Genomic DNA, 20,820 nt, shown 5'->3' with positions numbered 1-20,820 from the left:
ATCAGAAAATGGCTGCTGATCGGTTAAAATGGCTTGAAATCTCTTTAGAATTTGCTTTAAAAATAAATGATGATACCGTTAAAAGTGCCCTGCCTTCTCTTTACCAGAATATTTCCAAAGGTTATAATGATGTAGGAGATACAGAAAAATCAAAAAAGAATGCTGAACTGGCATTATTGCTTAAAAATCATCCATCTGATAAAGGTCCTTTTTACCATGGAACAAAAGCTGATTTGCATATTGGAGATTTGCTGACAGCTGGCGGAAATTCTAACTATAAATCGGAGTTAAAAATGAATCATATTTATTTCACAGCTTTAACCCATGGAGCAGGACTGGCTGCGGCACTGGCAAAAGGTGATGGAACAGAGCGCGTATATAGGGTGGAGCCAACAGGAAATTTTGAAAATGATCCCAATGTTACAGATAAGAAGTTTCCCGGAAATCCCACTCGTTCTTATCGCTCCGAAATGCCTCTGAAAATCATTGGGGAAATTACGGAATGGGTGAAGCCATCTTCTGAAGACCTTCAAAAATTCCGTGAAAAATTAGATAATAGCAAAGGAGAGATTCTGAATTAGTATTGTAATGACCATATTTGATTATGCTCATAAAGTACCGGATAAATCCTTTTACAGACTTGGGCCCTCTGAAAAGAGGGTTTTCCCTTTTAATAAAAACAGCCGCAATATTTCATTGTGGCTGTTCTTTTTTTGAAATAAAATATCAAGTATTATAAAGATCTGGAACGGGCAATATTGATAAGGTATACAAGGTGTGCATACATACTTCGTTTTACAGACTCTATTTTTATATCTCCTGTAGTCTGGTTAATTGTTGTTACCAGATCTGTATTGCATTGACCGGCGAAGTTTCCACTCCCTAAATAGTTTACGGTATTAGTACTTGGATAAGAAATTCTTGGATAATCTGGTGCTGTTTGGTTGGCAACTGGAGCTGCACCAGCGAATCCTTTATTATCTACATATCGGGCTGTCCATGTGCCCAGGAACTGTCCGTTTCCGGTATTGATTCCCTGGCCTACAATAATTTGGGTATCCACAGGATTGGAAAATCCGGCACAAGACGTGTAATGATTTATAGAAACCGTGCAGGAAGAAGCATTATCAATAGGTTGAAAGCATTTTCCTTCATAAATGGTCAGTCTTTGATCGGTGGCTGACATAGAAGTGTTTAATAGTGCCTTCGGAGCAAAAATTTCTTCCGGAGAAATAAGGATCAAAACTCCCTGATCATCAGCCGCAACAATTTTTTTTTCAGCATTTGAAAGACCTCTTACCCTTACCAGACCATTGACATCCAGCGTATGTGATGGAGTGGTTGTGTTAATCCCTACCTGCGCTTTTAAGGTACCACATAAAGCAATTGCTGCCAAAAAGAATGTTTTTGTTTTCATGTTATTTTTTGAAAAGGTTAAATTTTTCACTAAGGTAAGAAATATATGTAAAATAGAAATTAAAATTGCTTTAAATAATAGAATAAAGTAATGGTAAACATATATTGAATGGATAAATCTAATTTTTTAACGATCTTATTTAAGATAACTCAAAAATGATATACCCTATATTTGTTTGAAAAATATTTGTATTTTAGCCAAAATATGTTGATTTTTAATAAACATATTGGGGACTAATTAAAATTCAGATAATTTGAATAAAAAAAATTAGTAGATTTGCACGGAACAAAAAAATAATAAATATTAAACAGTATTCTCTGTGACAAAACCTTTAGGATGGAGTATATAGAGAATAACAGGATTTTAGGTTATAAAACTACTGAAACTATGAAGAAACTTTTTTTACTTTTATTAACGGCGTTTTTATTTATCGGCTGCAGCTCCAATGATGATACCATTTATGATTATGTAGGAACATGGTCTGGTTCTTATGAAGGAAATGATAAAGGAGTATGGAACATTGTGGTAGACAAAAGTGGTAAAGTGGTAGGTACAATGCATTCCGATGTTAATAATGAAAACTATAATATTTCCGGAAATTTAAGTGAAACAGGAGATCTTAACGCAAGAGTAGGACTTCCTTCACAAGGAGATTTCAAAGGAACTTTAACTACGGATAAAAAAGGTAACGGAAACTGGTCCAACTCAATTCCTACTCCTGCAAGAGCAGGAACCTGGAAAGGAGAAAAGAAATAAAACAAGAAAGTCTGCAGATTCTGCAGACTTTTTTATTTAAACAAACCCCATATGGGTAATTGTATTATTCTCATTCTTCAATGCTGCAAAATAGAGGAGAAGATCATCATCTGAAAAATACTTTTTAAAAGAGCCTTTCTGCTGCTTATCAAAATTCACTACTTCTTCAGTATATTCAGTACTATAATTCTCAGAATCTAATTTTATTGTTAAAACAACTGCTGTATTCACATTACAATGATCATCCTTATATAGGATATTATTTTGAATGCTGATACATTCCGAAACATTCTGAATGGTGCCCAGCTGGAATCCTCTTAGAAGTTTTCTTCCTTCTTCAGTTTTTAATCCATTTTCAACAGTTCGTTTTCCTCTTTCGGAAACTACATCTAAATCTTTGATTGCGGTCATCAGCTTGGCAAACTTCTGGTAGAGGAGGGGATCTCCTGCTTCTTTTATATACCCTGCAAGACTGTTTCTTATAATCTTTCCAATTTTTGAACAGTGCCCGAATTCCGAACTGTTTTGGCGGACTTTCTCATACGACGCACTTTTTTTAAAAGCCGTTTTATTGAATCCGCTTTTTTTCCGAACCACATTTTTGCCATTCAGATTATAAAATACCAGGTCGCCTACAGCCCCTGTGATTTTGATTACACTTTCATATGTTGCCATATCTTCAAAATAGAGATCAAATATACCAATAAATAATGAAAATCAAATTTTTAACATATATTTATAATATAGTTGTAGTATAGTTATATCGTAATTAAAATATAAAATGTATATTTGTGAAGAATTAGTTAAATAAGTATAAATCAGAGGAGTATGGGATTGGGATTATTTACACAAAGAATAAAAATAAAGCAGTTGTCTGTTTTGCTGATTACATCTGCTTTTGTGGTTTCCTGCGGATCATCGAAAAGTGCTTCCAACAATAAGAAGTCAGGGACCAAAACAGTCGCGAAATCTGAGAACCTCAGAAAACTGGATTCAAAATTTAATGGTAATGTATCCAGGTCTATCAATGATATTCTTAAAGATGCTGAGAAATACATTGGAACTCCTTACAAATTCGGAGGAAATACATCATCAGGATTTGACTGTTCCGGGTTTACTGTAAAAGTATTTGAAGAAAACGATTTTAACCTTCCCAGAAGATCTTCTGACCAGGCTGAAGCCGGAAAGAATATTGATATCAGAGACGTAAAGCCTGGAGATTTGTTATTTTTTGCTACCGCTGGAGGAAGCAGAGTATCCCATGTAGGCATTGTTCATGATATCGGTTCGGATGGAGAGGTAAGATTCATTCATGCTTCTACTTCAAAAGGCGTCATGATTTCATCCCTGAACGAGAAATACTGGAATAAGGCGTACCTTCACGCTCAAAGGGTTTTATAAGCTCTATTTACAATCGCCGCTATGGAAAACCGGACATTTGCTTTTATTAAATCGGATAAAAAACTGATCAAGCTTTTCTTCAAAGATATCAATGTCATCAAGGGGCTAGGCAACTATGTGGAAATTCATACCATAGATCATAAAAGATTTATTTATTACAAAACACTTAAAGATCTGATTGAAACGCTGCCGGATGAATTCATGCGCGTTCACAATTCATACATTGTCAATTTAACGAATATTGCGTCTTTTGAAGATAATCGGTTGATATGTGGTGACTTAAAAATTACAGTTGCCAAAAGCTACAAAGAATGTCTTCATACCACTCTCAGTAAAATGATGCTTTAAAGCCAATCAACATCAGGAAAACATTCATCCAAATCGTATTTCTGATCCTCTACATAAAAAAGTTTTCCTTTCTGTTTTCTTATCCTAGTTTTACCAAAAATTAAGCTCATGAATAAAGACAGCGCATTAGATTACATTAAAAACAACAATATTATCGGAATAAAAGCAGGCCTGCAAAGACCGGATTTTCTTGAAATCTGGATGGTTGTTGTTCAAAATAGAATATTTGCAAGATCGTGGGGGCTCGCCGAAAGAAGCTGGTATAATACTTTTTTAAAAGATTCAACAGGAGAAATCCTATGTGGCGAAACCATTCATACTATAAAAGCAGCCATTCCTGAAGATATCAATGACCTTACCGAAGAAATTAATCAGGCCTATTTGAATAAATACAATACGGGTCATAATATCCAATATTCACAAGGAATTGTTCAGGAAAAGCATGTTGCAAAAACAATAGAGTTTATTATTTTGGATTAAAGAGATTAAAAAATCTGCGTAATCTCCTCAATCTGCGAGATTATAATGTACAAAATATTCAATAGGCCCGTTTAATAAAAGAAAAAACGATCAAATTGGCTTTAGCCGAAACTTATTTTATCACATTCTTTAACCACCCTGTCAAAAATTCTTTGAATTTTCGCCACCCCTCCAAAGGATGGGAATTCTTAGGTTTCCAATTGAAAAATTTCTGTAATTAAAATAAACCCCTTTTCATTGCAATAGCATTGCATCATAAATCTGATGAAATTTGTCAAAAACAATTTTACTATGACCGATTTCATTAGATTCTTTATTCCCTTATACTTCATTCTTTTCTTTATTGTTTCCTTTTTAGGAATAAGTTATAAAGTAGCACAACAGATTGGTAAAAATCCTAACGTTCTCCCAAAAGACGGCTCTGCCTATGCATTGGTAGGATTGTACTTTAAACTGATTCTGCTGGCATTGCTGGTATATGTAATGCTTCTTTTATTTTTTCCTGAAGATATTTTCCTTGCTTTTAAAATCAATCATATGGAAGATGATATTTTTAAATATACAGGATTCGTTTTATTGATTTTCGCTTTTATTTGGGTATGTATTGCTCAGCTGCAAATGAAAGAATCGTGGCGTATCGGGATTGACCGCGAAATAAAAACGGAGCTGATCACTCACGGACTATTCCGTTTTTCAAGAAACCCTATATTTTTAGGAATGACTATAAGCCTGATTGGTTTTTTCTTTGTTGTTCCAACCGTCATTGTTTTTGCTTTCCTGCTGATTGGGAGTATTTTGATGCAAATTCAGATCCGGCTTGAAGAAGAGTATTTGCTGAAACAGCACGGAGAAATCTACCAGGCCTATAAAAAGAGGGTTAAGCGTATGTTGAACCTTTATTAAAAGCAGCATGTTAAAAACTGTTTTGCTGAACTTTTTTGTATCTTTGGGCAGTATAATTTTTCAAACTAATTTAAATAAGAAACATGTCGTTACAACAAACTATTGAAAATATCTGGGACAACAGAGAATTATTGCAGAATGAAGACAGCCAAAAGGCGATCAGAGAGGTTATTTCTTTAGTTGATAAAGGTGAACTTCGTACTGCAGAACCTACAGAAAATGGATGGCAGGTAAATGAATGGGTGAAGAAAGCTGTAGTAATGTATTTTCCGATTCAGAAAATGGAAACTATTGAAGTAGGTCCGTTTGAATTTCATGATAAAATGCCTTTGAAAAGAAACTATGCTGAAAAAGGGGTGAGAGTTGTACCACATGCAGTGGCGAGAGAAGGAGCTTACATTGCTCCGGGAGTTATTTTAATGCCATCTTATGTAAACATTGGTGCTTACGTAGATTCAGGAACGATGGTTGATACTTGGGCTACAGTAGGAAGCTGTGCACAGATCGGTAAAAATGTTCACCTGAGTGGTGGTGTAGGGATCGGTGGAGTATTGGAACCATTACAGGCTGCTCCGGTAATCATTGAAGATGATTGCTTTATCGGTTCAAGATGTATCGTTGTAGAAGGAGTTCACGTAGAAAAAGAAGCAGTATTGGGTGCAAACGTAGTATTGACAGCTTCTACAAAAATTATCGATGTTACAGGAGATACTCCTATTGAAATCAAAGGAAGAGTTCCTGCACGTTCTGTAGTAATCCCTGGAAGCTATACAAAACAGTATCCTGCTGGAGAATATCAGGTTCCATGTGCATTGATCATCGGTCAGAGAAAGGAATCTACAGATAAGAAAACATCTCTGAATGATGCATTGAGAGAGAATAATGTAGCTGTTTAAGATTAACATTCTAAGCTAATACTACAATCTTGAAAGAAAAATTTCTTAAAATACTTTTAAACCCTAAATATATATTTGGGGTTTATCTTATTATATCGGTTGTTACAGCAATTTCCAAATATCTGAGAGGAGATTATGCGATCAATAATTATCTGATTTTTAAAAATGTATTCTTTAATACCATTCATCAGAAAAACTTATTTATCCATTATCCTGATCTATATTTTGATCTAAACCATTATGGTATATTTTTCAGTGTATTGATTGCCCCGTTCGCTATGATGCCGGACTGGCTGGGAATCTCATTTTGGAATATAGCCAATACTTTTATCTTTATCTACGGGGTCTATAAACTTCCGTTTTCAGATAGTAAAAAAGCGATTTTCGGACTGCTTTGCCTTCAGGAATACATTACTGCAGCTTTAAGTTTGCAGTTCAATGTAGCACTGACAGGACTTTTACTCTTATCTGCAGTATACATTTATGAAAGAAAAGAAGTAAAGTCTGTAACTGCAATTTTAATCGGAATATTTGTAAAAATCTACGGAATTGTAGGATTGACACAATTTTTCTTCATTAAAAATAAAACCAAATTTATTCTTTCAGGAGTTGCCATTGCAGTTCTGTTTTTCGTACTGCCAATGGCCTATTCAAGCCCACAGTTTGTGATTCAGTGTTACTCGGACTGGTTTCAGTCTATTGTAGAAAAGAACAGTGAAAATCAGGTATTAGGAAACATGCAGGACATCTCGCTGATGGGCTTTGTAAGAAGAGTTTTAGGAGATGCATCCATTTCCAACCTCGTGTTTTTAGCAGGTGGATTACCGCTTTTTGCTTTACCTTATATCAGAATTAAGCAATACAAACACTATGCTTTCCAATTGATGATCCTGGCCTCTACATTACTGTTTTTAGTATTGTTCAGTTCCAGTTCAGAATCTCCAACATATATTATTGCTGTTGTAGGAGTACTGATATGGTTTTTCCTTCAGAAAGAAAGAACACCGTTGATTATAGGATTGCTTGTTTTTGTCATTATTTTCACTTGTTTTTCAACGTCGGATCTATTCCCGAAATTTGTAAAAGAAAACTATATCATCAAATATTCATTAAAAGCCGTACCTTGTATTGTGATCTGGTTGAGAGTAACTTATGAACTTTTGACTAAAGATTTTGAGAAAAATTACAGCCTGAATTAATACATATGAAGAAAATTTCAATTGTAATTCCCGCCTATAACGAAGAAGGAAATGTTGCGATGATCCATCAGAAAATTAAAGAAGTTTTTGAGGGTTTAAGCAGCTATGACTTTGAAATCATATTTGTCAATGATGGCAGTAGAGACAGTACGCAACAGAAATTAGAAGAACTTTCCAACCAATATGATGAAGTGAAATTCATCGAATTTTCCCGCAATTTTGGCCACCAGCCCGCAGTGAAAGCAGGTATGGACAATGCCTTTGGAAATGCAGTCATTTCTATGGATGGAGACCTTCAGCATCCGCCGGAGCTTATTCCGGAAATGATTCAGAAATGGGAAGAAGGCAATGACGTAGTTTTTACTTATAGAACTTATCCCAAGGAGATTTCTTTTTTTAAAAGAAAAACATCAGACTTATTTTACAAGCTTTTATCAAGCATGTCAGATGTTAATTTAACAAAAGGAGGCGGTTCAGATTTCAGACTGTTGGATGCAAGAGCTGTTGAAGTCATGAGAAATTTTAATGAAGACGATCTGTTCCTCAGAGGATTAACGAGTTGGATGGGTTTCAAACAAACCGGAATTGACTTTACTGCAGCAGAAAGACTCTCAGGGCAAAGCAGTTATAACCTTAAAAAGATGTTTACTTTCGCCTTTACGGGAATCACCGCTTTCAGTGTGAAACCTCTTTATCTTGCGGCATATCTTGGATTTTTATTTTCAGCACTTTCAGTGGTGGGATATGGAGCCTATGTCATTCATTCATTTATTGTGAAAACTGAGATCTCAGGTTGGGCATCATTGATTATGACCATTGTTTTCTTTGGTGGACTTCAGCTCATTATCTTAGGGATCATGGGAATTTATTTAGGTAAAATATTTAAACAGGTGAAAGACAGACCTAATTATATTATTAAAAACAAAAATTTTTAGAATGGTTTTATTGAGTTTTGACATTGAAGAATTTGATATGCCATTAGAATATAAGGGTGAAATTCCCTTTGAAAAGCAGATTTCAATTTCACAAACAGGATTAGAGAGAATTCTCAATATCCTTAAAAAACATAATGCCAAGGCTACTTTCTTTTCCACAGTAGTTTTTGCAGAAAACAGCAGACACCTTATCGAAAGGTTATTAAATGAAGGTCATGAATTGGCTTCTCATACCTGGTTTCATTCAGAATTTGAAGACAAGCATCTGAAGGAATCAAGAGAAAAACTGGAAGAATTATTTTCCACAAAAGTAACCGGATTAAGGATGCCGAGAATGATGCCTGTAGATGAAAAAGAAGTGGAAAGGGCAGGGTATTCATACAATTCATCGATCAATCCTACGTTTTTACCAGGAAGATATAACAACTTAAAAGTTTCAAGAACTTATTTCAAAGAAGGAAATGTTACTCAGGTTCCGGCCTCAGTTTCGCCTAACTTTAGAATTCCTTTGTTTTGGTTAAGTTTTCACAACTTTCCGTTGTCTTTCTACAAAAAACTGGCTTCAGATACCTTGAAAAAAGACAATTATCTCAATATTTATTTCCATCCATGGGAATTTGCAGAAATTAAGGACGAAGCATTTAAACTTCCTGGATTTACTGTGAAAAATTCCGGGAAAGAGATGGTAGAAAGATTTGATTCATTTGTAGGCTGGCTGAAAGAAAAAGGACATAGATTCGGTACATTTCAGGAATTTCAAAAACAGATACAACGATGAAGATTGCTTTTGATGCAAAACGGTTTTTCCACAACACTTCAGGTCTTGGAAATTACTCAAGAGACCTTGTAAGAATACTTTCCGAGTATGAACCGGATAATGAATATCTGTTGCTCAACAAAAACAAATCGGAGCGGGGAAAAGATATCCTTGAGCGCCCGAATGTTCAGTTTATTGAAACCTCAAAAGGAAACTTTTCACGCCAGTTGAAAATGGGTAAAGATGCCCAGAAACAAGGTGCGGACATTTTCCATGGTTTATCCGGTGAACTTCCTTTAAAATGGGATCCAAAACCTATTAAAAAAGTGGTTACTATTCATGATCTGATCTTTGTAAGATATCCTCAGTATTACTCTTTTTTTGACAGGAGAATCCATTTCTGGAAATTTAAAAAAGCGGCTGACATGGCAGATCAAATTATTGCTATTTCAGAACAGACCAAAAGAGATATTATTCAGTATTTAAAGGTTCCTGAGGCTAAGATTGACGTTATTTACCAAGGGTGTCATCAGGCTTTTAAAGAACAACAGTCGGTAGGACTGATGCAGGCTGCAAAAGACAAATATAAACTTCCCGAGAGATTTATTCTCAACGTAGGAACCATTGAAGAGCGTAAAAACCTTCTGAATGTTGTAAAAGCAATCAACGGTACCGGAATTCCTCTCGTAGTGGTGGGAAGGAAGACCAAATATTATCAGAAAATAGAAAACTTCCTTAAAAAGAACAAGATGGAAAAGCAGGTGCTTTTTCTGGAAGGTGTTTCTATGGATGAGCTGGCTTGTCTCTATAAACTGACAGATATTTTTGTGTATCCAAGCTTCTTTGAAGGCTTCGGAATCCCTGTCATTGAGGCACTTTTCTCTAAAACTGTAGTGGTGACAAGCAATACAAGCTGCCTTCCGGAAGCAGGAGGAAAAGACTCTGTTTATGTCAATCCCGATAACGATCTTGATATCCGTGCCAAAATACAATTTCTCTGGGAAAATGAATCCGAGAGAAAACGCCGTGAGGAAAAGGGTTTTGAGTTTGTTCAGAAGTTTAATGACGAACCCATTGCAAAAGAGCTAATGAATTTTTATCAAAAAATTCTCTGAAAAAACTTTGCATTTTAAAAATAAATCCTACATTTGCATCACAATTCAATACAATGAAACCAATTTTTTTAGCATTACATCATTATTATCATCATCTCTGTTAGGCGGAATTGATTGATATATGTGTATGCTAAAATCAAAAATAATTAAAAACCGTCTGAGTAAATAGACGGTTTTTTTGTTTCCTGAATTCTCCTCAGAAATCTCAATAGATCAGTTTTTATTTACTCAGACCCAAAAAGGCAAAATGAGTAAATTAAAAATTGCAATCCAAAAAAGCGGCCGGCTTTACGAAGAATCCCTACAGCTTCTCAAAGACTGTGGAATCTTTGTCAACAACGGAAAAGACCAGCTCAAAGTTTCAGTAGATAACTTTCCGATGGAAATCATGTACCTTCGGAATTCAGACATCCCGCAATACCTGGAAGATGGGGTTGTAGATGTTGCTATTCTAGGCGAAAATCTCCTGGTTGAGAAAGGCAGAAATATCAGAACAATCCAGAAACTTGGTTTTTCAAAATGCCGTGTTTCATTGGCGGTTCCAAAAGAGGTGGAAACTGATGAAATCTCTTACTTTCAAGGGAAAAAAATTGCCACTTCTTATCCCAATACCCTCAAAAACTTTTTAGAAAAAAAAGGAATTGTTTCAGACATTCACGTGATTTCAGGTTCTGTAGAAATTGCGCCTAATATTGGTCTTGCAGATGGAATATGTGATATTGTCAGCTCCGGAAGTACCTTATTCAAAAACGGATTAAGAGAAACGGTTACTCTATTGAAATCCGAGGCTGTTTTAGCTCAAACGCCACAATTATCCCCTGAAAAAGAAGCTATTCTTGAAAAATTGGTATTCAGGATCAAAGCTGTTTTAAAAGCAAAAAATTCAAAATATATTCTGATGAATGTTCCCAACGAAAAAATCCAGAAAGTAGCTGAAGTTCTTCCGGTTTTGAAAAGCCCTACTGTCATTCCGCTGGCAGAAGAAGGATGGAGCAGCATTCATTCCGTGATTGATGAAGAGCGTTTCTGGGAAGTCATTGACGAACTGAAAGACAATGGTGCGCAGGATATCCTAATCATCCCCATTGATAAAATGGTTATTTAAAAATTGATAATAATTAACCATTAAGGTAGTGAAGAGATTAAGAATAATTGATGTTGGAGAACGCAAAGGCGCAATAAAAATGAAGTTAATACTGTTTTAAGGCGCAAGAAAATCTAAGATTTTCAGCAAGATATAAATATGATTCTGTGTATTTAAGTATACATTATTCAATTTTATCGAAGATAAAATCCTTGCGCCTTAAAAAATATAATATTCAAAAAAATTGCGCCTTTGCGTTTATCAAAAAATAGCTTAATGATTCAAAAAATTAAAAAGAATACAATGAAAATATACAGATATCCAACAAAAGACACCTGGAAAGATTTGGTAAAACGTCCTGTTTTGGAACAGAAAGAAATTTCAGGTCTGATTACAGAAATATTCGCAGAAGTTGAAAAAAATGGAGATAAAGCTTTAATAGAATTCAACAAAAAATTTGATAAAGCAGAAACTGAGAACCTAAAAGTTTCTGATGCTGAAATTCAGGAAGCAGAAAAACAGATTAAAGATGAATTGAAACAAGCCATTCAACAAGCGAAAGAAAATATTTCAAAGTTTCACACTTCACAAAAACAAGAGGTTCAGAAAATTGAAACAACGAAAGGGGTGGTTTGCTGGCGTGAAAACAGGGCTGTAGAAAGAGTCGGAATTTATATTCCCGGAGGAACGGCTCCTTTGTTTTCTACAGTGTTGATGCTTGCTGTTCCTGCAAACCTGGCGGGATGTAAAGAGATTATACTGTGTACACCACCAGATAAAAACGGAAATATCAATCCTGCGATCCTGTATGCTGCAAAACTTTGCGGAGTTTCGGAAATCTTTAAAACAGGAGGAGCACAGGCTGTGGCTGCAATGACTTTGGGAACGGAAAGCATTCCTGCAGTTTATAAAATTTTTGGTCCGGGAAATCAGTTTGTCGTAGCTGCTAAAGAATATGCACAGCGTTATGGAGTAGCTATCGATATGCCTGCTGGTCCGAGTGAAGTTCTTGTCATAGCGGATGAGCAAGCCGTTCCTGAATTTTGTGCTGCAGATCTTCTTTCCCAGGCAGAACATGGCAGTGACAGTCAGGTTGTTTTTATTACGACAGACCTTAAAGTATTTGAAGAGACAGTAGAAGCTGTTGGGCAGCAGGTCAAAGACTTACCCAGAAATGAATTTGCTGAGCAGGCTTTGGGAAATAGTTCTTTTATTTTGGTGAATTCTCTGGAAGAGGCTCTTGAATTTAATAATCTTTATGCTCCGGAACACCTTATTTTGGCGATCAATGATTTTGAAAAGTATATTCCGGAGGTTCAGAATGCAGGCTCTGTTTTTCTTGGAAATTACTCCTGTGAGAGTGCCGGAGACTATGCCAGCGGAACCAATCATACGCTTCCTACCAACGCATATGCGAAGAACTATAGCGGAGTTTCACTGGATAGTTTTGTGAAGAAAATAACGTTCCAGCAGCTTTCAAAAGAAGGTCTTCAGAATTTAGGAAAAACAATAGAACTCATGGCAGAAGCAGAAGGTCTGTTTGCCCACAAAAATGCGGTGTCGATAAGATTAAAATAATGAAGGTTGGAAAGCGCAAAGACGCAAAAAGTATAATAGGGTAACGTTTTAAGACGCAAGGATTTTATCTCCAATAAAATTGAATATCAAATATCTTTATTTGTATAAGATTTTGTAAATGAATCTGATATGTGTGAAAAATTCATAAAAATTTGTGAAATCTGCGAGAGAAATAATGACCCATCACTTGCTGAAAATCTTAGATTTTCCTGCGCCTAAAAAACATAAGATGAAAAAACTTTGCGCCTTTGCGTTGATCCAAAAAGAGAACCATTAAGAAAACGAAGCTTTTAAGTAGAGTTAAGATTCAAATACATTTGAATTCAGCTCATTGCCCAATAAAGATTTAAATATATCTTCTTTATTATTCTTAATAGCTCAACTCATCTTAATGGTTTAAAAACAATTTTATATTAAATAATCGTTTGATAATCAATTTTAAAACGAAAAGCAATACAATGAAAAATAACAGTATCAAAACTTTAGTACGAGAAAATATATTACAATTACAGCCCTACATCAGTTTCAGGGATCACAATGAATTCAATGCTCCCGTTATGCTGGATGCCAATGAAAGTCCTTTTGGGGAGTGCAACCGCTACCCGGATTCTACCCAGAAAAAACTTAAAAGCAGGCTTGCGGGGCTTAAAAACCTTTCACCTTCACAGATTGCCATAGGAAACGGAAGTGACGAGTTGATAGACCTTATCATTAAAATTTTCTGTGAACCTAAAAAAGATGCCATTCTGATGATGAATCCTTCCTTTGCGATGTATGGTTTTTATGCGACAATCAATGAGAATAAAGTGTTGAAGCTGGATCTTGATGAAAACTTTGAGATTATCAAAAATAATTTTTTAAAGGTTTCAGAAGATCCTTCTCTTAAAATTTTCTTTTTATGTTCTCCCAATAACCCTACCGGAAACAGTATTGATGATATTGAATTTTATCTTCAGAATTTCAACGGAATTGTAGTGGTAGATGAAGCGTATATCGAATTTTCCGGGAAAAAATCGAGTCTGGAGCTTTTAGAGCAGTATTCCAATTTGATCGTATTGCAAACCTTTTCTAAAGCATGGGGAATTGCCGGAGCACGAGTAGGTATGGCTTACGCATCGGAAGAGATCATCAGTCTTATCAATACGGTAAAAGCACCTTATAACGTGAATGTACTGAGCCAGGAACTGATTTTAAAGACGTTGGATGAAGAAAACAGACTTCAGGACAATGTAAATAATATTCTGGAGGAAAGAACATGGCTGGAGGAACAATTTAGCGAAATTGGATGCATTGCTAAAGTATTCTCCACAGATGCGAACTTCTTTCTGATCAGAATGGACAACGTGGATGCAGTATATGGAAAAATGCTTGAAGAAGAGATTTTAACCAGCCGAAGAGATCCTGCTATTCCCGGATGCATCAGGATTAATGTGGGAAATCGTGAGGAAAATGAAAAGCTGATCAGTCTTTTAAAAGGAATATAAATAAAAATCACTTGCTAAAATATAAACCATTAAGGAAAAGGAAGATAATAAGAAAAATTAAGGCTTATCAAAGATGAATTATTAAAAATGTATCTCAATTAATAGCTTTAGCTATGCTCTTAATACTTCTTAATCACTTAAAAAAGCTTAATGGTTAAAAAAAAACAGAAAAAAACATATGAAAAAAGTACTCTTTATAGACCGTGACGGAACACTCATTATTGAACCGCCTACAGATTTTCAGGTAGATTCTCTGGAAAAGCTTGAGTTTTATCCGGGTGTTTTTCAAAACCTTTCAAAAATAGCCAATGAGTTGGATTATGAATTGGTGATGGTAACCAATCAGGATGGGTTGGGAACGGAAAGTTTTCCTGAAGAAAATTTCATTAAACCTCATGCGAAAATGTTGCAGGCATTTGAAAATGAAGGGATCATTTTTAGTGATATTTTAATTGATAAAAGCTTTGAATCCGAAAATCTCCCTACCCGGAAACCAGGAATCGGAATGCTTGGAAAATACATCTACGGCAACTATGATCTGGAAAATTCCTATGTAATTGGTGATCGAAGTACTGATATTCAACTAGCTAAAAATATGAATTGTAAAGCTATTTACCTTAATCAAAACTTCAATGAGGAAGCTGAGCTGTCTACGACAAAATGGTCAGACATTTATCAGTTTTTAAAATCAGGAATGAGGAAAGCAAAAGTGTCCCGAAAGACCAATGAGACTAATATAGAAATTGAAGTCAATCTTGACGGAAACGGAAAATCAGATATCTCAACCGGACTTCACTTTTTTGATCATATGCTGGATCAGATCGCCAGACACGGAAATATGGATCTTACGATCAAAGTAAATGGAGATCTTGCTGTAGATGAACACCATACGATAGAAGATACGGGAATTGTGCTGGGAGAAGCCATTGTAAAAGCCTTAGGAAAGAAAAAAGGAATCGAAAGATATGGTTTCCTGCTTCCGATGGATGACTGTCTCTCTCAGGTGGCTATTGATTTCGGTGGAAGACCCTGGCTGGTTTGGGATGCTCCGTTTAAAAGAGAAAAGATAGGAGATGTACCTACGGAAATGTTTTTTCACTTCTTTAAATCTTTTACCGATGCCTCAAAATCCAATCTGAATATCAAAGCAGAAGGTGATAATGAACACCACAAAATTGAATCTATCTTTAAAGCATTTGCAAAAGCCGTCAAAATGGCGGTAAACCAATCGGATACCAATTACAGCCTGCCTTCTACAAAAGGAAGTTTATAAATATGATCGCTATAATAAAATACAACGGAGGAAATGTAAACTCTGTTCAGAATGCCCTCAACAGGCTGAAAGTTGATTCTGTGATCACCGATGATCCCGAGCAGATTTTAAAAGCCGATAAAGTAATCTTTCCGGGCGTAGGAGAAGCTTCATCCACCATGAAACTGTTGAAGGAAAGAGAACTTGATCTTCTTATTCCGAGCCTTAAACAACCGGTTTTAGGAATATGTCTGGGTATGCAGCTGATGTGTAAGGGAAATGAAGAAGGAGATACTGAAGGAATGGGAATTTTTGATATCAATGTCAGAAAGTTTCCAGCAAAGGATATTGTTCCGCATATGGGCTGGAATACACTTTCAGGGCAGTCTTCGGCATTGTTTTCAGGAATGGATAAGAACAGTGATGTTTATTTTGTTCACAGCTATTATTGTGAGCTTTCGGACTTTACAACTTCTGTTTGCGATTATATCCTGCCGTTCAGTGCTTCTTTGCAGAAAGATAATTTCTATGCGGTACAGTTTCACCCTGAAAAATCAGGAATGGTGGGAAATCAAATAGTTAGCAACTTTATAAATTTATAATGATGAAAATAATTCCGGCTATTGATATTATCGACGGTAAATGTGTCCGTTTATCAAAAGGAGATTACAGCACAAAGAAAATATACAATGAAGACCCTGTAGAAGTGGCGAAAGAGTTTGAAAGTTTCGGCATTCAGTTTCTTCATTTGGTAGATCTTGACGGGGCGAAATCAAAGCATGTTGTTAATCAAAAGGTTCTGGAAAATATTGCCGGAGGGACTTCATTGCATATCGACTTTGGAGGAGGCCTAAAAACGCAGCAGGATATTGAAACAGCCTTTAATGCGGGGGCAAAACAGATCACTTTAGGAAGTATTGCGGTTCAGAATCCTGAATTCTGTTTCGAAATGATGCAAAAATATGGTCCTGAGAAAATTATTTTAGGAGCAGACTGTGAAAACCGGAAGATTAAAACTTCAGGCTGGCTGGAAGAAAGTGATCATGACATCATTGATTTTATTCTTCAGTATCAGGAAAAAGGAATACAAACCACCATATGTACTGATATTGCAAAAGATGGTATGCTGGAAGGTCCGTCAACAGGGCTTTATATTGAAATTTTATATAAAACATCGGTTCAGTTGGTAGCAAGTGGAGGGATTTCGGGGATTGCTGATGTCTATAAAATGAAAGATATCGGATGTACGGGGACAATCATCGGAAAAGCGATTTATGAGGGGAAAATAAGCTTACAACAACTTCAAAACTTTATTGAAAATGCTTAAGAAAAGAATTATTCCATGTCTGGATATTAAAGATGGATGTACGGTGAAAGGAGTCAATTTTGAAGATCTTAAAAATGCAGGAGATCCTGTAGAACTCGCCAAAAAATACGAGAAGGAAGGTGCTGATGAACTTGTTTTCCTGGATATTACCGCGACTATTGAGGATAGAAAAACCTTTGTAGAACTGGTAAAAGATATCGCAAAAGAACTTAGTATTCCTTTTACTGTGGGAGGTGGAATTTCGTCTGTAAAAGATGTTAGAAAGCTCTTGGAAGCGGGTGCTGATAAGATCAGCATCAATTCCTCAGCGGTAAAAAATCCGGTACTTATTTCTGATTTGGCTAAAGAATTTGGAAGTCAGTGTGTGGTGGTGGCTATTGATACAAAACAGATTGGTGATATTGATCTGGTTCATATCAAAGGAGGAAGAGAAGCTACGGAACTTCTTACGGTAGAATGGGCAAAAGAAGCTGCATCTCGGGGAGCAGGAGAAATTCTGTTGACTTCTATGGATGGCGATGGCACAAAAAACGGTTTTGAACTTCGTATCACGAAGCTGGTTTCAGAGGCAGTCAGTATTCCTGTGATCGCTTCAGGTGGTGCGGGAACGGTTGATGACTTTGTTCAAGTATTTAATGAAACAAAAGCTACAGGAGCATTAGCAGCCAGTGTATTCCATTTTAATGAAATAGGAATTCAGGATTTAAAAAATCAATTAAAAACTCAAAAAATAGAAGTACGATGAACATAGATTTTAATAAAGATAATGGGCTTGTTCCTGTGGTTATTCAGGACAGCAGAACCTTACAGGTTTTGATGTTGGGCTATATGAATGAAGAAGCTTTTGAAAAAACAAAAGAAGAAGGAATCGTTACTTTTTTCAGCCGTTCCAAAAACAGACTCTGGACAAAAGGTGAGGAATCGGGTAATTTTTTAACGATAAAAAGTATTGATATAGACTGCGATCAGGACACAATATTAATCAAAGCTGTTCCTAAAAATGTAGTCTGCCATACAGGAAGTTTCAGCTGTTTTGGAGAAAAGAACGCCAAAGGATTTCTATATGAACTGGAAGATAAAATAGCCCAGAGAATAGATGGTAAGGTCGAAGATTCTTATACCTACGCACTCTACCAAAGAGGAATCAATAAAATGGCTCAAAAAGTAGGTGAGGAAGCCGTAGAGTTGGTTATAGAAGCTAAAGATAATAATGAGGAACTCTTCAAAAATGAAGCTGCAGATCTGCTGTATCACTTTCTGATCTTATTGAAAGCCAAAGGATTTTCGCTGGAAGAAATTGAAGAAATTCTTAAAAATAGAGATAAGTAAAGGGGCTGTCTCAAAAGTCAAATTATTTGACTTTTGTCATTGACTATGTCGAATCTTCGATTTCTGACGAAGGAAGAATCTTATTGATAACCAGATGTATGAGATTCTTCACTGCATTTCTGAACTACGTTCGCAAACTTTCAGTCTGTGTTCAGAATGACATTTTTGAGACAGCTCTTTTTCGTTAAAACAGAAAAAAATTATGAAATCAGATATATTGTAGAGAGCTTTTATACATGACGATTATCAGTTGATGTTTATAAAATAAAGTTCATTCCGGATCTTGGTTTATTATTTTATTTAAATAGGCTTGAGGATTGCATTTAAAACTATATCGTAAAGCTAGCTGTTAAAACACCCAAATTTCGAAAGCTGCTAAAAATCGTACTTTTGTTTTTAATTATTCTAAATAACACTTAAGTATGAATAAATCTATTTTTTTGATAGGGAGCCTTGTAGCATTTTCTCAAGCAGCTGCCCAGAAAAAAGATTCATTAGAACAGAACAGGCTTGATGAAGTGATTGTTACCGCATCAAGATCTCCGGAAATTGTAAAGAAAACAGCTTCTACCGTCAATATTATCAGCAAAAAAGAAATTGCAGAGCAATCATTGATCTCTGCAGATCTCAGTAATATTCTTGCCTACAAAGTACCAGGATTAGCGTTTGGAAATAATCTGGTGAGCAACAGAGGACAGACATTAAGAGGAAGAAACGTTCTGATCATGATTGATGGAATTCCGCAATCCAGCCCCTTGCGTAACAATGACAGAGAAATCAGAAGCATTGATCCTTCTGTTTTAGAACGAATTGAAGTCGTAAAAGGAGCAACTTCCATTTATGGGAATGGCGCAGAAGGAGGGATCATAAATTATATTACGCAAAAAAGTACTTCCGGTAAAACTTTTTCAGGAAGAACCGTCTTAGGATTTACAAGTCATGATTTGTTTAATAATAAAATGTTCAAATCAGATGGTGGCGCAGGGTACAGGGTTTCACAAAGTTTCTTTGGAAAAGCAGGGAAGTTCGATTATCTTGTGAATGGTACTTTGACTCAGAATGGAGTAAAAATAGACGGTGACGGATTGGTTCAGAATCCACGATACGGATTAGGAGAAACTGCGGTCAATAATATTTTTGCGAAAATAGGCTATGATATTAATAACAACAACAGGCTGGAAGTGATGTATAATTACTATTCCAGTCTGCAGGATTCCAAGTATATTTTGGATCTCGGGAAATACGGAGAACAACCTTCTACCGGAAAATTAGGAGATAGAGAAGGGGTGAAAGAAGGAACAAGATATAATCACAACGGGTATCTTAAATATATCAATAAGAATATTTTCCGTAACACAAGCCTCAACACAACCTTGTATTTCCAGGATTTCTATACCATTTATGACTACAGAAATGCGCCGAGATGGAAAACAGGAGGACAGTCAGCCATTTTAGAGAAAAAATACGGTTTCAGAGCAGATTTCAATACGGAGTTTGGAAAAGATAAAGGATTAAAAGGTTCATTGACGTATGGTCTGGATCTTTTAAATGAAAAAACAAGTCAGCCTTTGGTAGACGGGAGAATGTGGGTTCCTGAAATGAATATGCTGGCTGCAGCACCTTTTGTACAGGGGAAATTATTCCTTACCGATGATTTGACAGTAAAGGCAGGAGTCCGATGGGATAAAATGTCGGTAAAAGTTCCGGATTATACTACTTTACCATCGAACAAAGATGTTCCATTTAATGTAGAGGGAGGAAGATTGAATTATTCAAATCTCTCTTATAATGTAGGTGTGAGCTATGTGGCGTTTGATTTCTTCCAGCCTTTCACCTCTTATTCACGAGGGTTTAATATCTATGACTTGGGTCGTGTCCTTAGAGATGCTAAAAGCAATGTCTTAAGTGAAATTAATACTGATCCTGTAGTCATTGACAATTATGAAATCGGTTTCAACAGTAAAATCGGGCAATATGTAGATTTTTCGGCCAGTTATTTTTATAATTACTCCAAACTTGGTGCTGATCTCGTTTCTGTCAATGGTTTCTGGACTCCGCTTAGGGCTCCTCAGTACATCAACGGAGTTGAATTGTCAGTGAATATCTATCCAACACAGGGAGTAACTATCGGAACCAATTATACTTACCAGGAAGGAAAAGTAGATGTGAAAAATGACAACAGCTACGAAAAATATTTAAGTGGTTTGAGAATTGCGCCCGCAAGGTTGAATTCTTTTGTCAAATGGAATGATAAGGCTCAGAAATTACAATTAGGAGTTTATCATATGTACTCATTTAAAAGAGATAAGTTTGAGCCCGCAGCTTCAGGAAAGTATGATGAAGGAGAAGGACCGGTGAAAAGCTTTAATCTTTTCAATGTTCAGGGAAGCTATAAACTGAATAAACTCCTGACCATAGGACTTGGAATAGAGAATGTATTCAACAACTCTTATTTCACACCAACCTCGATGTATACTGCAAGGGATGCAGAATATGTACGAGGAAACGGAAGATATTATACGGTTTCTCTTAATTTTAATTATTAATCTGAATCCTTTT

22 protein-coding genes are annotated in these 20,820 nt (G+C 35.9%); 20 read left to right on the top strand and 2 right to left on the bottom strand.

Features of this window, described 5'->3' with window-relative positions:
* Positions 1 to 167: 167 nt before the first annotated feature.
* Positions 168 to 581: an NAD(+)--rifampin ADP-ribosyltransferase gene (gene arr / locus C1634_RS26540; protein WP_394337109.1), complete on the top strand. Its 414-nt coding sequence runs from the start codon at positions 168 to 170 to the stop codon at positions 579 to 581.
* A gap of 152 nt (positions 582 to 733) precedes the next feature.
* Here the strand turns inward: arr and C1634_RS19230 are convergent, their stop codons facing one another.
* Positions 734 to 1,417, bottom strand: coding sequence for a hypothetical protein (locus tag C1634_RS19230; protein WP_103234923.1), 684 nt, complete (start codon positions 1,415 to 1,417; stop codon positions 734 to 736).
* A gap of 387 nt (positions 1,418 to 1,804) precedes the next feature.
* On the opposite strand from C1634_RS19230, the gene C1634_RS19225 reads away from it, so the two are divergent.
* Positions 1,805 to 2,173 carry a hypothetical protein gene (locus C1634_RS19225; protein WP_109739013.1) on the top strand — a complete coding sequence of 123 codons (369 nt, stop codon included), beginning with the start codon at positions 1,805 to 1,807 and terminating at the stop codon, positions 2,171 to 2,173.
* A 36-nt stretch (positions 2,174 to 2,209) separates the two neighbouring features.
* On the opposite strand, the gene C1634_RS19220 is transcribed toward C1634_RS19225, so the two are convergent.
* Entirely contained in the window at positions 2,210 to 2,848 is a 639-nt protein-coding gene (locus C1634_RS19220; RefSeq protein ID WP_109738969.1) for a hypothetical protein, read from the bottom strand.
* A 153-nt stretch (positions 2,849 to 3,001) separates the two neighbouring features.
* Here C1634_RS19220 and C1634_RS19215 point away from each other — a divergent pair, with 153 nt between their 5' ends.
* From C1634_RS19215 to C1634_RS19130, 18 genes are all read left to right on the top strand, one after another.
* Positions 3,002 to 3,574: a C40 family peptidase gene (locus C1634_RS19215; protein WP_109738968.1), complete on the top strand. Its 573-nt coding sequence runs from the start codon at positions 3,002 to 3,004 to the stop codon at positions 3,572 to 3,574.
* A 21-nt stretch (positions 3,575 to 3,595) separates the two neighbouring features.
* Complete coding sequence (locus C1634_RS19210; RefSeq protein WP_109738967.1) at positions 3,596 to 3,922, top strand: LytR/AlgR family response regulator transcription factor; 327 nt, start codon at positions 3,596 to 3,598, stop codon at positions 3,920 to 3,922.
* A gap of 108 nt (positions 3,923 to 4,030) precedes the next feature.
* On the top strand, positions 4,031 to 4,402 hold the full coding sequence (locus tag C1634_RS19205; protein WP_109738966.1) for a DUF2255 family protein: 372 nt from the start codon (positions 4,031 to 4,033) through the stop codon (positions 4,400 to 4,402).
* Positions 4,403 to 4,693: 291 nt separating this feature from the next.
* A complete protein-coding gene (locus C1634_RS19200; RefSeq protein WP_228410115.1) occupies positions 4,694 to 5,305 on the top strand; it encodes a methyltransferase family protein in 612 nt (203 codons plus the stop codon).
* A gap of 83 nt (positions 5,306 to 5,388) precedes the next feature.
* Positions 5,389 to 6,201 carry a 2,3,4,5-tetrahydropyridine-2,6-dicarboxylate N-succinyltransferase gene (locus tag C1634_RS19195; RefSeq protein ID WP_077417676.1) on the top strand — a complete coding sequence of 271 codons (813 nt, stop codon included), beginning with the start codon at positions 5,389 to 5,391 and terminating at the stop codon, positions 6,199 to 6,201.
* 29 nt (positions 6,202 to 6,230) lie between these two features.
* Positions 6,231 to 7,400 (top strand): glycosyltransferase family 87 protein, encoded by a 1,170-nt coding sequence (locus tag C1634_RS19190; RefSeq protein ID WP_103235321.1) that lies wholly within the window; start codon positions 6,231 to 6,233, stop codon positions 7,398 to 7,400.
* A gap of 5 nt (positions 7,401 to 7,405) precedes the next feature.
* Positions 7,406 to 8,335 (top strand): glycosyltransferase family 2 protein, encoded by a 930-nt coding sequence (locus tag C1634_RS19185; protein WP_103235320.1) that lies wholly within the window; start codon positions 7,406 to 7,408, stop codon positions 8,333 to 8,335.
* Between the two features lies 1 nt (position 8,336).
* Positions 8,337 to 9,113: a polysaccharide deacetylase family protein gene (locus C1634_RS19180; RefSeq protein ID WP_109738964.1), complete on the top strand. Its 777-nt coding sequence runs from the start codon at positions 8,337 to 8,339 to the stop codon at positions 9,111 to 9,113.
* Positions 9,110 to 10,207 carry a glycosyltransferase family 4 protein gene (locus C1634_RS19175; protein ID WP_103235540.1) on the top strand — a complete coding sequence of 366 codons (1,098 nt, stop codon included), beginning with the start codon at positions 9,110 to 9,112 and terminating at the stop codon, positions 10,205 to 10,207. Before C1634_RS19180 ends, C1634_RS19175 begins: the two co-directional genes overlap by 4 nt.
* A 247-nt stretch (positions 10,208 to 10,454) precedes the next feature.
* Positions 10,455 to 11,312 (top strand): ATP phosphoribosyltransferase, encoded by an 858-nt coding sequence (gene hisG, locus C1634_RS19170; RefSeq protein ID WP_103235541.1) that lies wholly within the window; start codon positions 10,455 to 10,457, stop codon positions 11,310 to 11,312.
* 282 nt (positions 11,313 to 11,594) lie between these two features.
* Entirely contained in the window at positions 11,595 to 12,869 is a 1,275-nt protein-coding gene (gene hisD / locus C1634_RS19165) for a histidinol dehydrogenase (RefSeq protein ID WP_109739012.1), read from the top strand.
* A 458-nt stretch (positions 12,870 to 13,327) separates the two neighbouring features.
* The gene (gene hisC / locus C1634_RS19160) at positions 13,328 to 14,353 is read left to right on the top strand and encodes a histidinol-phosphate transaminase (RefSeq protein WP_103234153.1); all 1,026 of its coding nucleotides are present in this window, start codon (positions 13,328 to 13,330) and stop codon (positions 14,351 to 14,353) included.
* 178 nt (positions 14,354 to 14,531) lie between these two features.
* On the top strand, positions 14,532 to 15,626 hold the full coding sequence (gene hisB, locus C1634_RS19155; protein WP_103234152.1) for a bifunctional histidinol-phosphatase/imidazoleglycerol-phosphate dehydratase HisB: 1,095 nt from the start codon (positions 14,532 to 14,534) through the stop codon (positions 15,624 to 15,626).
* A gap of 2 nt (positions 15,627 to 15,628) precedes the next feature.
* The gene (gene hisH / locus C1634_RS19150; RefSeq protein ID WP_103234151.1) at positions 15,629 to 16,207 is read left to right on the top strand and encodes an imidazole glycerol phosphate synthase subunit HisH; all 579 of its coding nucleotides are present in this window, start codon (positions 15,629 to 15,631) and stop codon (positions 16,205 to 16,207) included.
* Positions 16,208 to 16,209: 2 nt separating this feature from the next.
* Complete coding sequence (hisA, locus tag C1634_RS19145) at positions 16,210 to 16,932, top strand: 1-(5-phosphoribosyl)-5-[(5-phosphoribosylamino)methylideneamino]imidazole-4-carboxamide isomerase (protein ID WP_109739011.1); 723 nt, start codon at positions 16,210 to 16,212, stop codon at positions 16,930 to 16,932.
* The gene (gene hisF / locus C1634_RS19140) at positions 16,925 to 17,677 is read left to right on the top strand and encodes an imidazole glycerol phosphate synthase subunit HisF (RefSeq protein WP_103231324.1); all 753 of its coding nucleotides are present in this window, start codon (positions 16,925 to 16,927) and stop codon (positions 17,675 to 17,677) included. Before hisA ends, hisF begins: the two co-directional genes overlap by 8 nt.
* Complete coding sequence (gene hisIE / locus C1634_RS19135) at positions 17,674 to 18,261, top strand: bifunctional phosphoribosyl-AMP cyclohydrolase/phosphoribosyl-ATP diphosphatase HisIE (RefSeq protein WP_103231323.1); 588 nt, start codon at positions 17,674 to 17,676, stop codon at positions 18,259 to 18,261. Before hisF ends, hisIE begins: the two co-directional genes overlap by 4 nt.
* A gap of 422 nt (positions 18,262 to 18,683) precedes the next feature.
* Positions 18,684 to 20,807, top strand: coding sequence for a TonB-dependent receptor (locus tag C1634_RS19130; RefSeq protein ID WP_109738963.1), 2,124 nt, complete (start codon positions 18,684 to 18,686; stop codon positions 20,805 to 20,807).
* Positions 20,808 to 20,820: the final 13 nt, after the last annotated feature.

It is taken from the genome of Chryseobacterium viscerum (assembly GCF_002899945.2).
GTDB lineage: Bacteria > Bacteroidota > Bacteroidia > Flavobacteriales > Weeksellaceae > Chryseobacterium > Chryseobacterium viscerum.
This window is presented reverse-complemented; position numbering and strand designations above follow the sequence as displayed.

Coding starts and splice junctions, on each gene's coding strand:
- hisB (WP_103234152.1), top strand. CDS start 14,532: ATGAAAAAAGTACTCTTTATAGACCGTGACGGAACACTCATTATTGAA.
- hisIE (WP_103231323.1), top strand. CDS start 17,674: ATGAACATAGATTTTAATAAAGATAATGGGCTTGTTCCTGTGGTTATT.
- hisC (WP_103234153.1), top strand. CDS start 13,328: ATGAAAAATAACAGTATCAAAACTTTAGTACGAGAAAATATATTACAA.
- hisG (WP_103235541.1), top strand. CDS start 10,455: ATGAGTAAATTAAAAATTGCAATCCAAAAAAGCGGCCGGCTTTACGAA.
- C1634_RS19220 (WP_109738969.1), bottom strand. CDS start 2,848: ATGGCAACATATGAAAGTGTAATCAAAATCACAGGGGCTGTAGGCGAC.
- C1634_RS19200 (WP_228410115.1), top strand. CDS start 4,694: ATGACCGATTTCATTAGATTCTTTATTCCCTTATACTTCATTCTTTTC.
- C1634_RS19175 (WP_103235540.1), top strand. CDS start 9,110: ATGAAGATTGCTTTTGATGCAAAACGGTTTTTCCACAACACTTCAGGT.
- C1634_RS19215 (WP_109738968.1), top strand. CDS start 3,002: ATGGGATTGGGATTATTTACACAAAGAATAAAAATAAAGCAGTTGTCT.
- C1634_RS19180 (WP_109738964.1), top strand. CDS start 8,337: ATGGTTTTATTGAGTTTTGACATTGAAGAATTTGATATGCCATTAGAA.
- hisH (WP_103234151.1), top strand. CDS start 15,629: ATGATCGCTATAATAAAATACAACGGAGGAAATGTAAACTCTGTTCAG.
- C1634_RS19225 (WP_109739013.1), top strand. CDS start 1,805: ATGAAGAAACTTTTTTTACTTTTATTAACGGCGTTTTTATTTATCGGC.
- C1634_RS19210 (WP_109738967.1), top strand. CDS start 3,596: ATGGAAAACCGGACATTTGCTTTTATTAAATCGGATAAAAAACTGATC.
- C1634_RS19195 (WP_077417676.1), top strand. CDS start 5,389: ATGTCGTTACAACAAACTATTGAAAATATCTGGGACAACAGAGAATTA.
- C1634_RS19230 (WP_103234923.1), bottom strand. CDS start 1,417: ATGAAAACAAAAACATTCTTTTTGGCAGCAATTGCTTTATGTGGTACC.
- C1634_RS19205 (WP_109738966.1), top strand. CDS start 4,031: ATGAATAAAGACAGCGCATTAGATTACATTAAAAACAACAATATTATC.
- C1634_RS19130 (WP_109738963.1), top strand. CDS start 18,684: ATGAATAAATCTATTTTTTTGATAGGGAGCCTTGTAGCATTTTCTCAA.
- hisF (WP_103231324.1), top strand. CDS start 16,925: ATGCTTAAGAAAAGAATTATTCCATGTCTGGATATTAAAGATGGATGT.
- hisA (WP_109739011.1), top strand. CDS start 16,210: ATGAAAATAATTCCGGCTATTGATATTATCGACGGTAAATGTGTCCGT.
- C1634_RS19185 (WP_103235320.1), top strand. CDS start 7,406: ATGAAGAAAATTTCAATTGTAATTCCCGCCTATAACGAAGAAGGAAAT.
- hisD (WP_109739012.1), top strand. CDS start 11,595: ATGAAAATATACAGATATCCAACAAAAGACACCTGGAAAGATTTGGTA.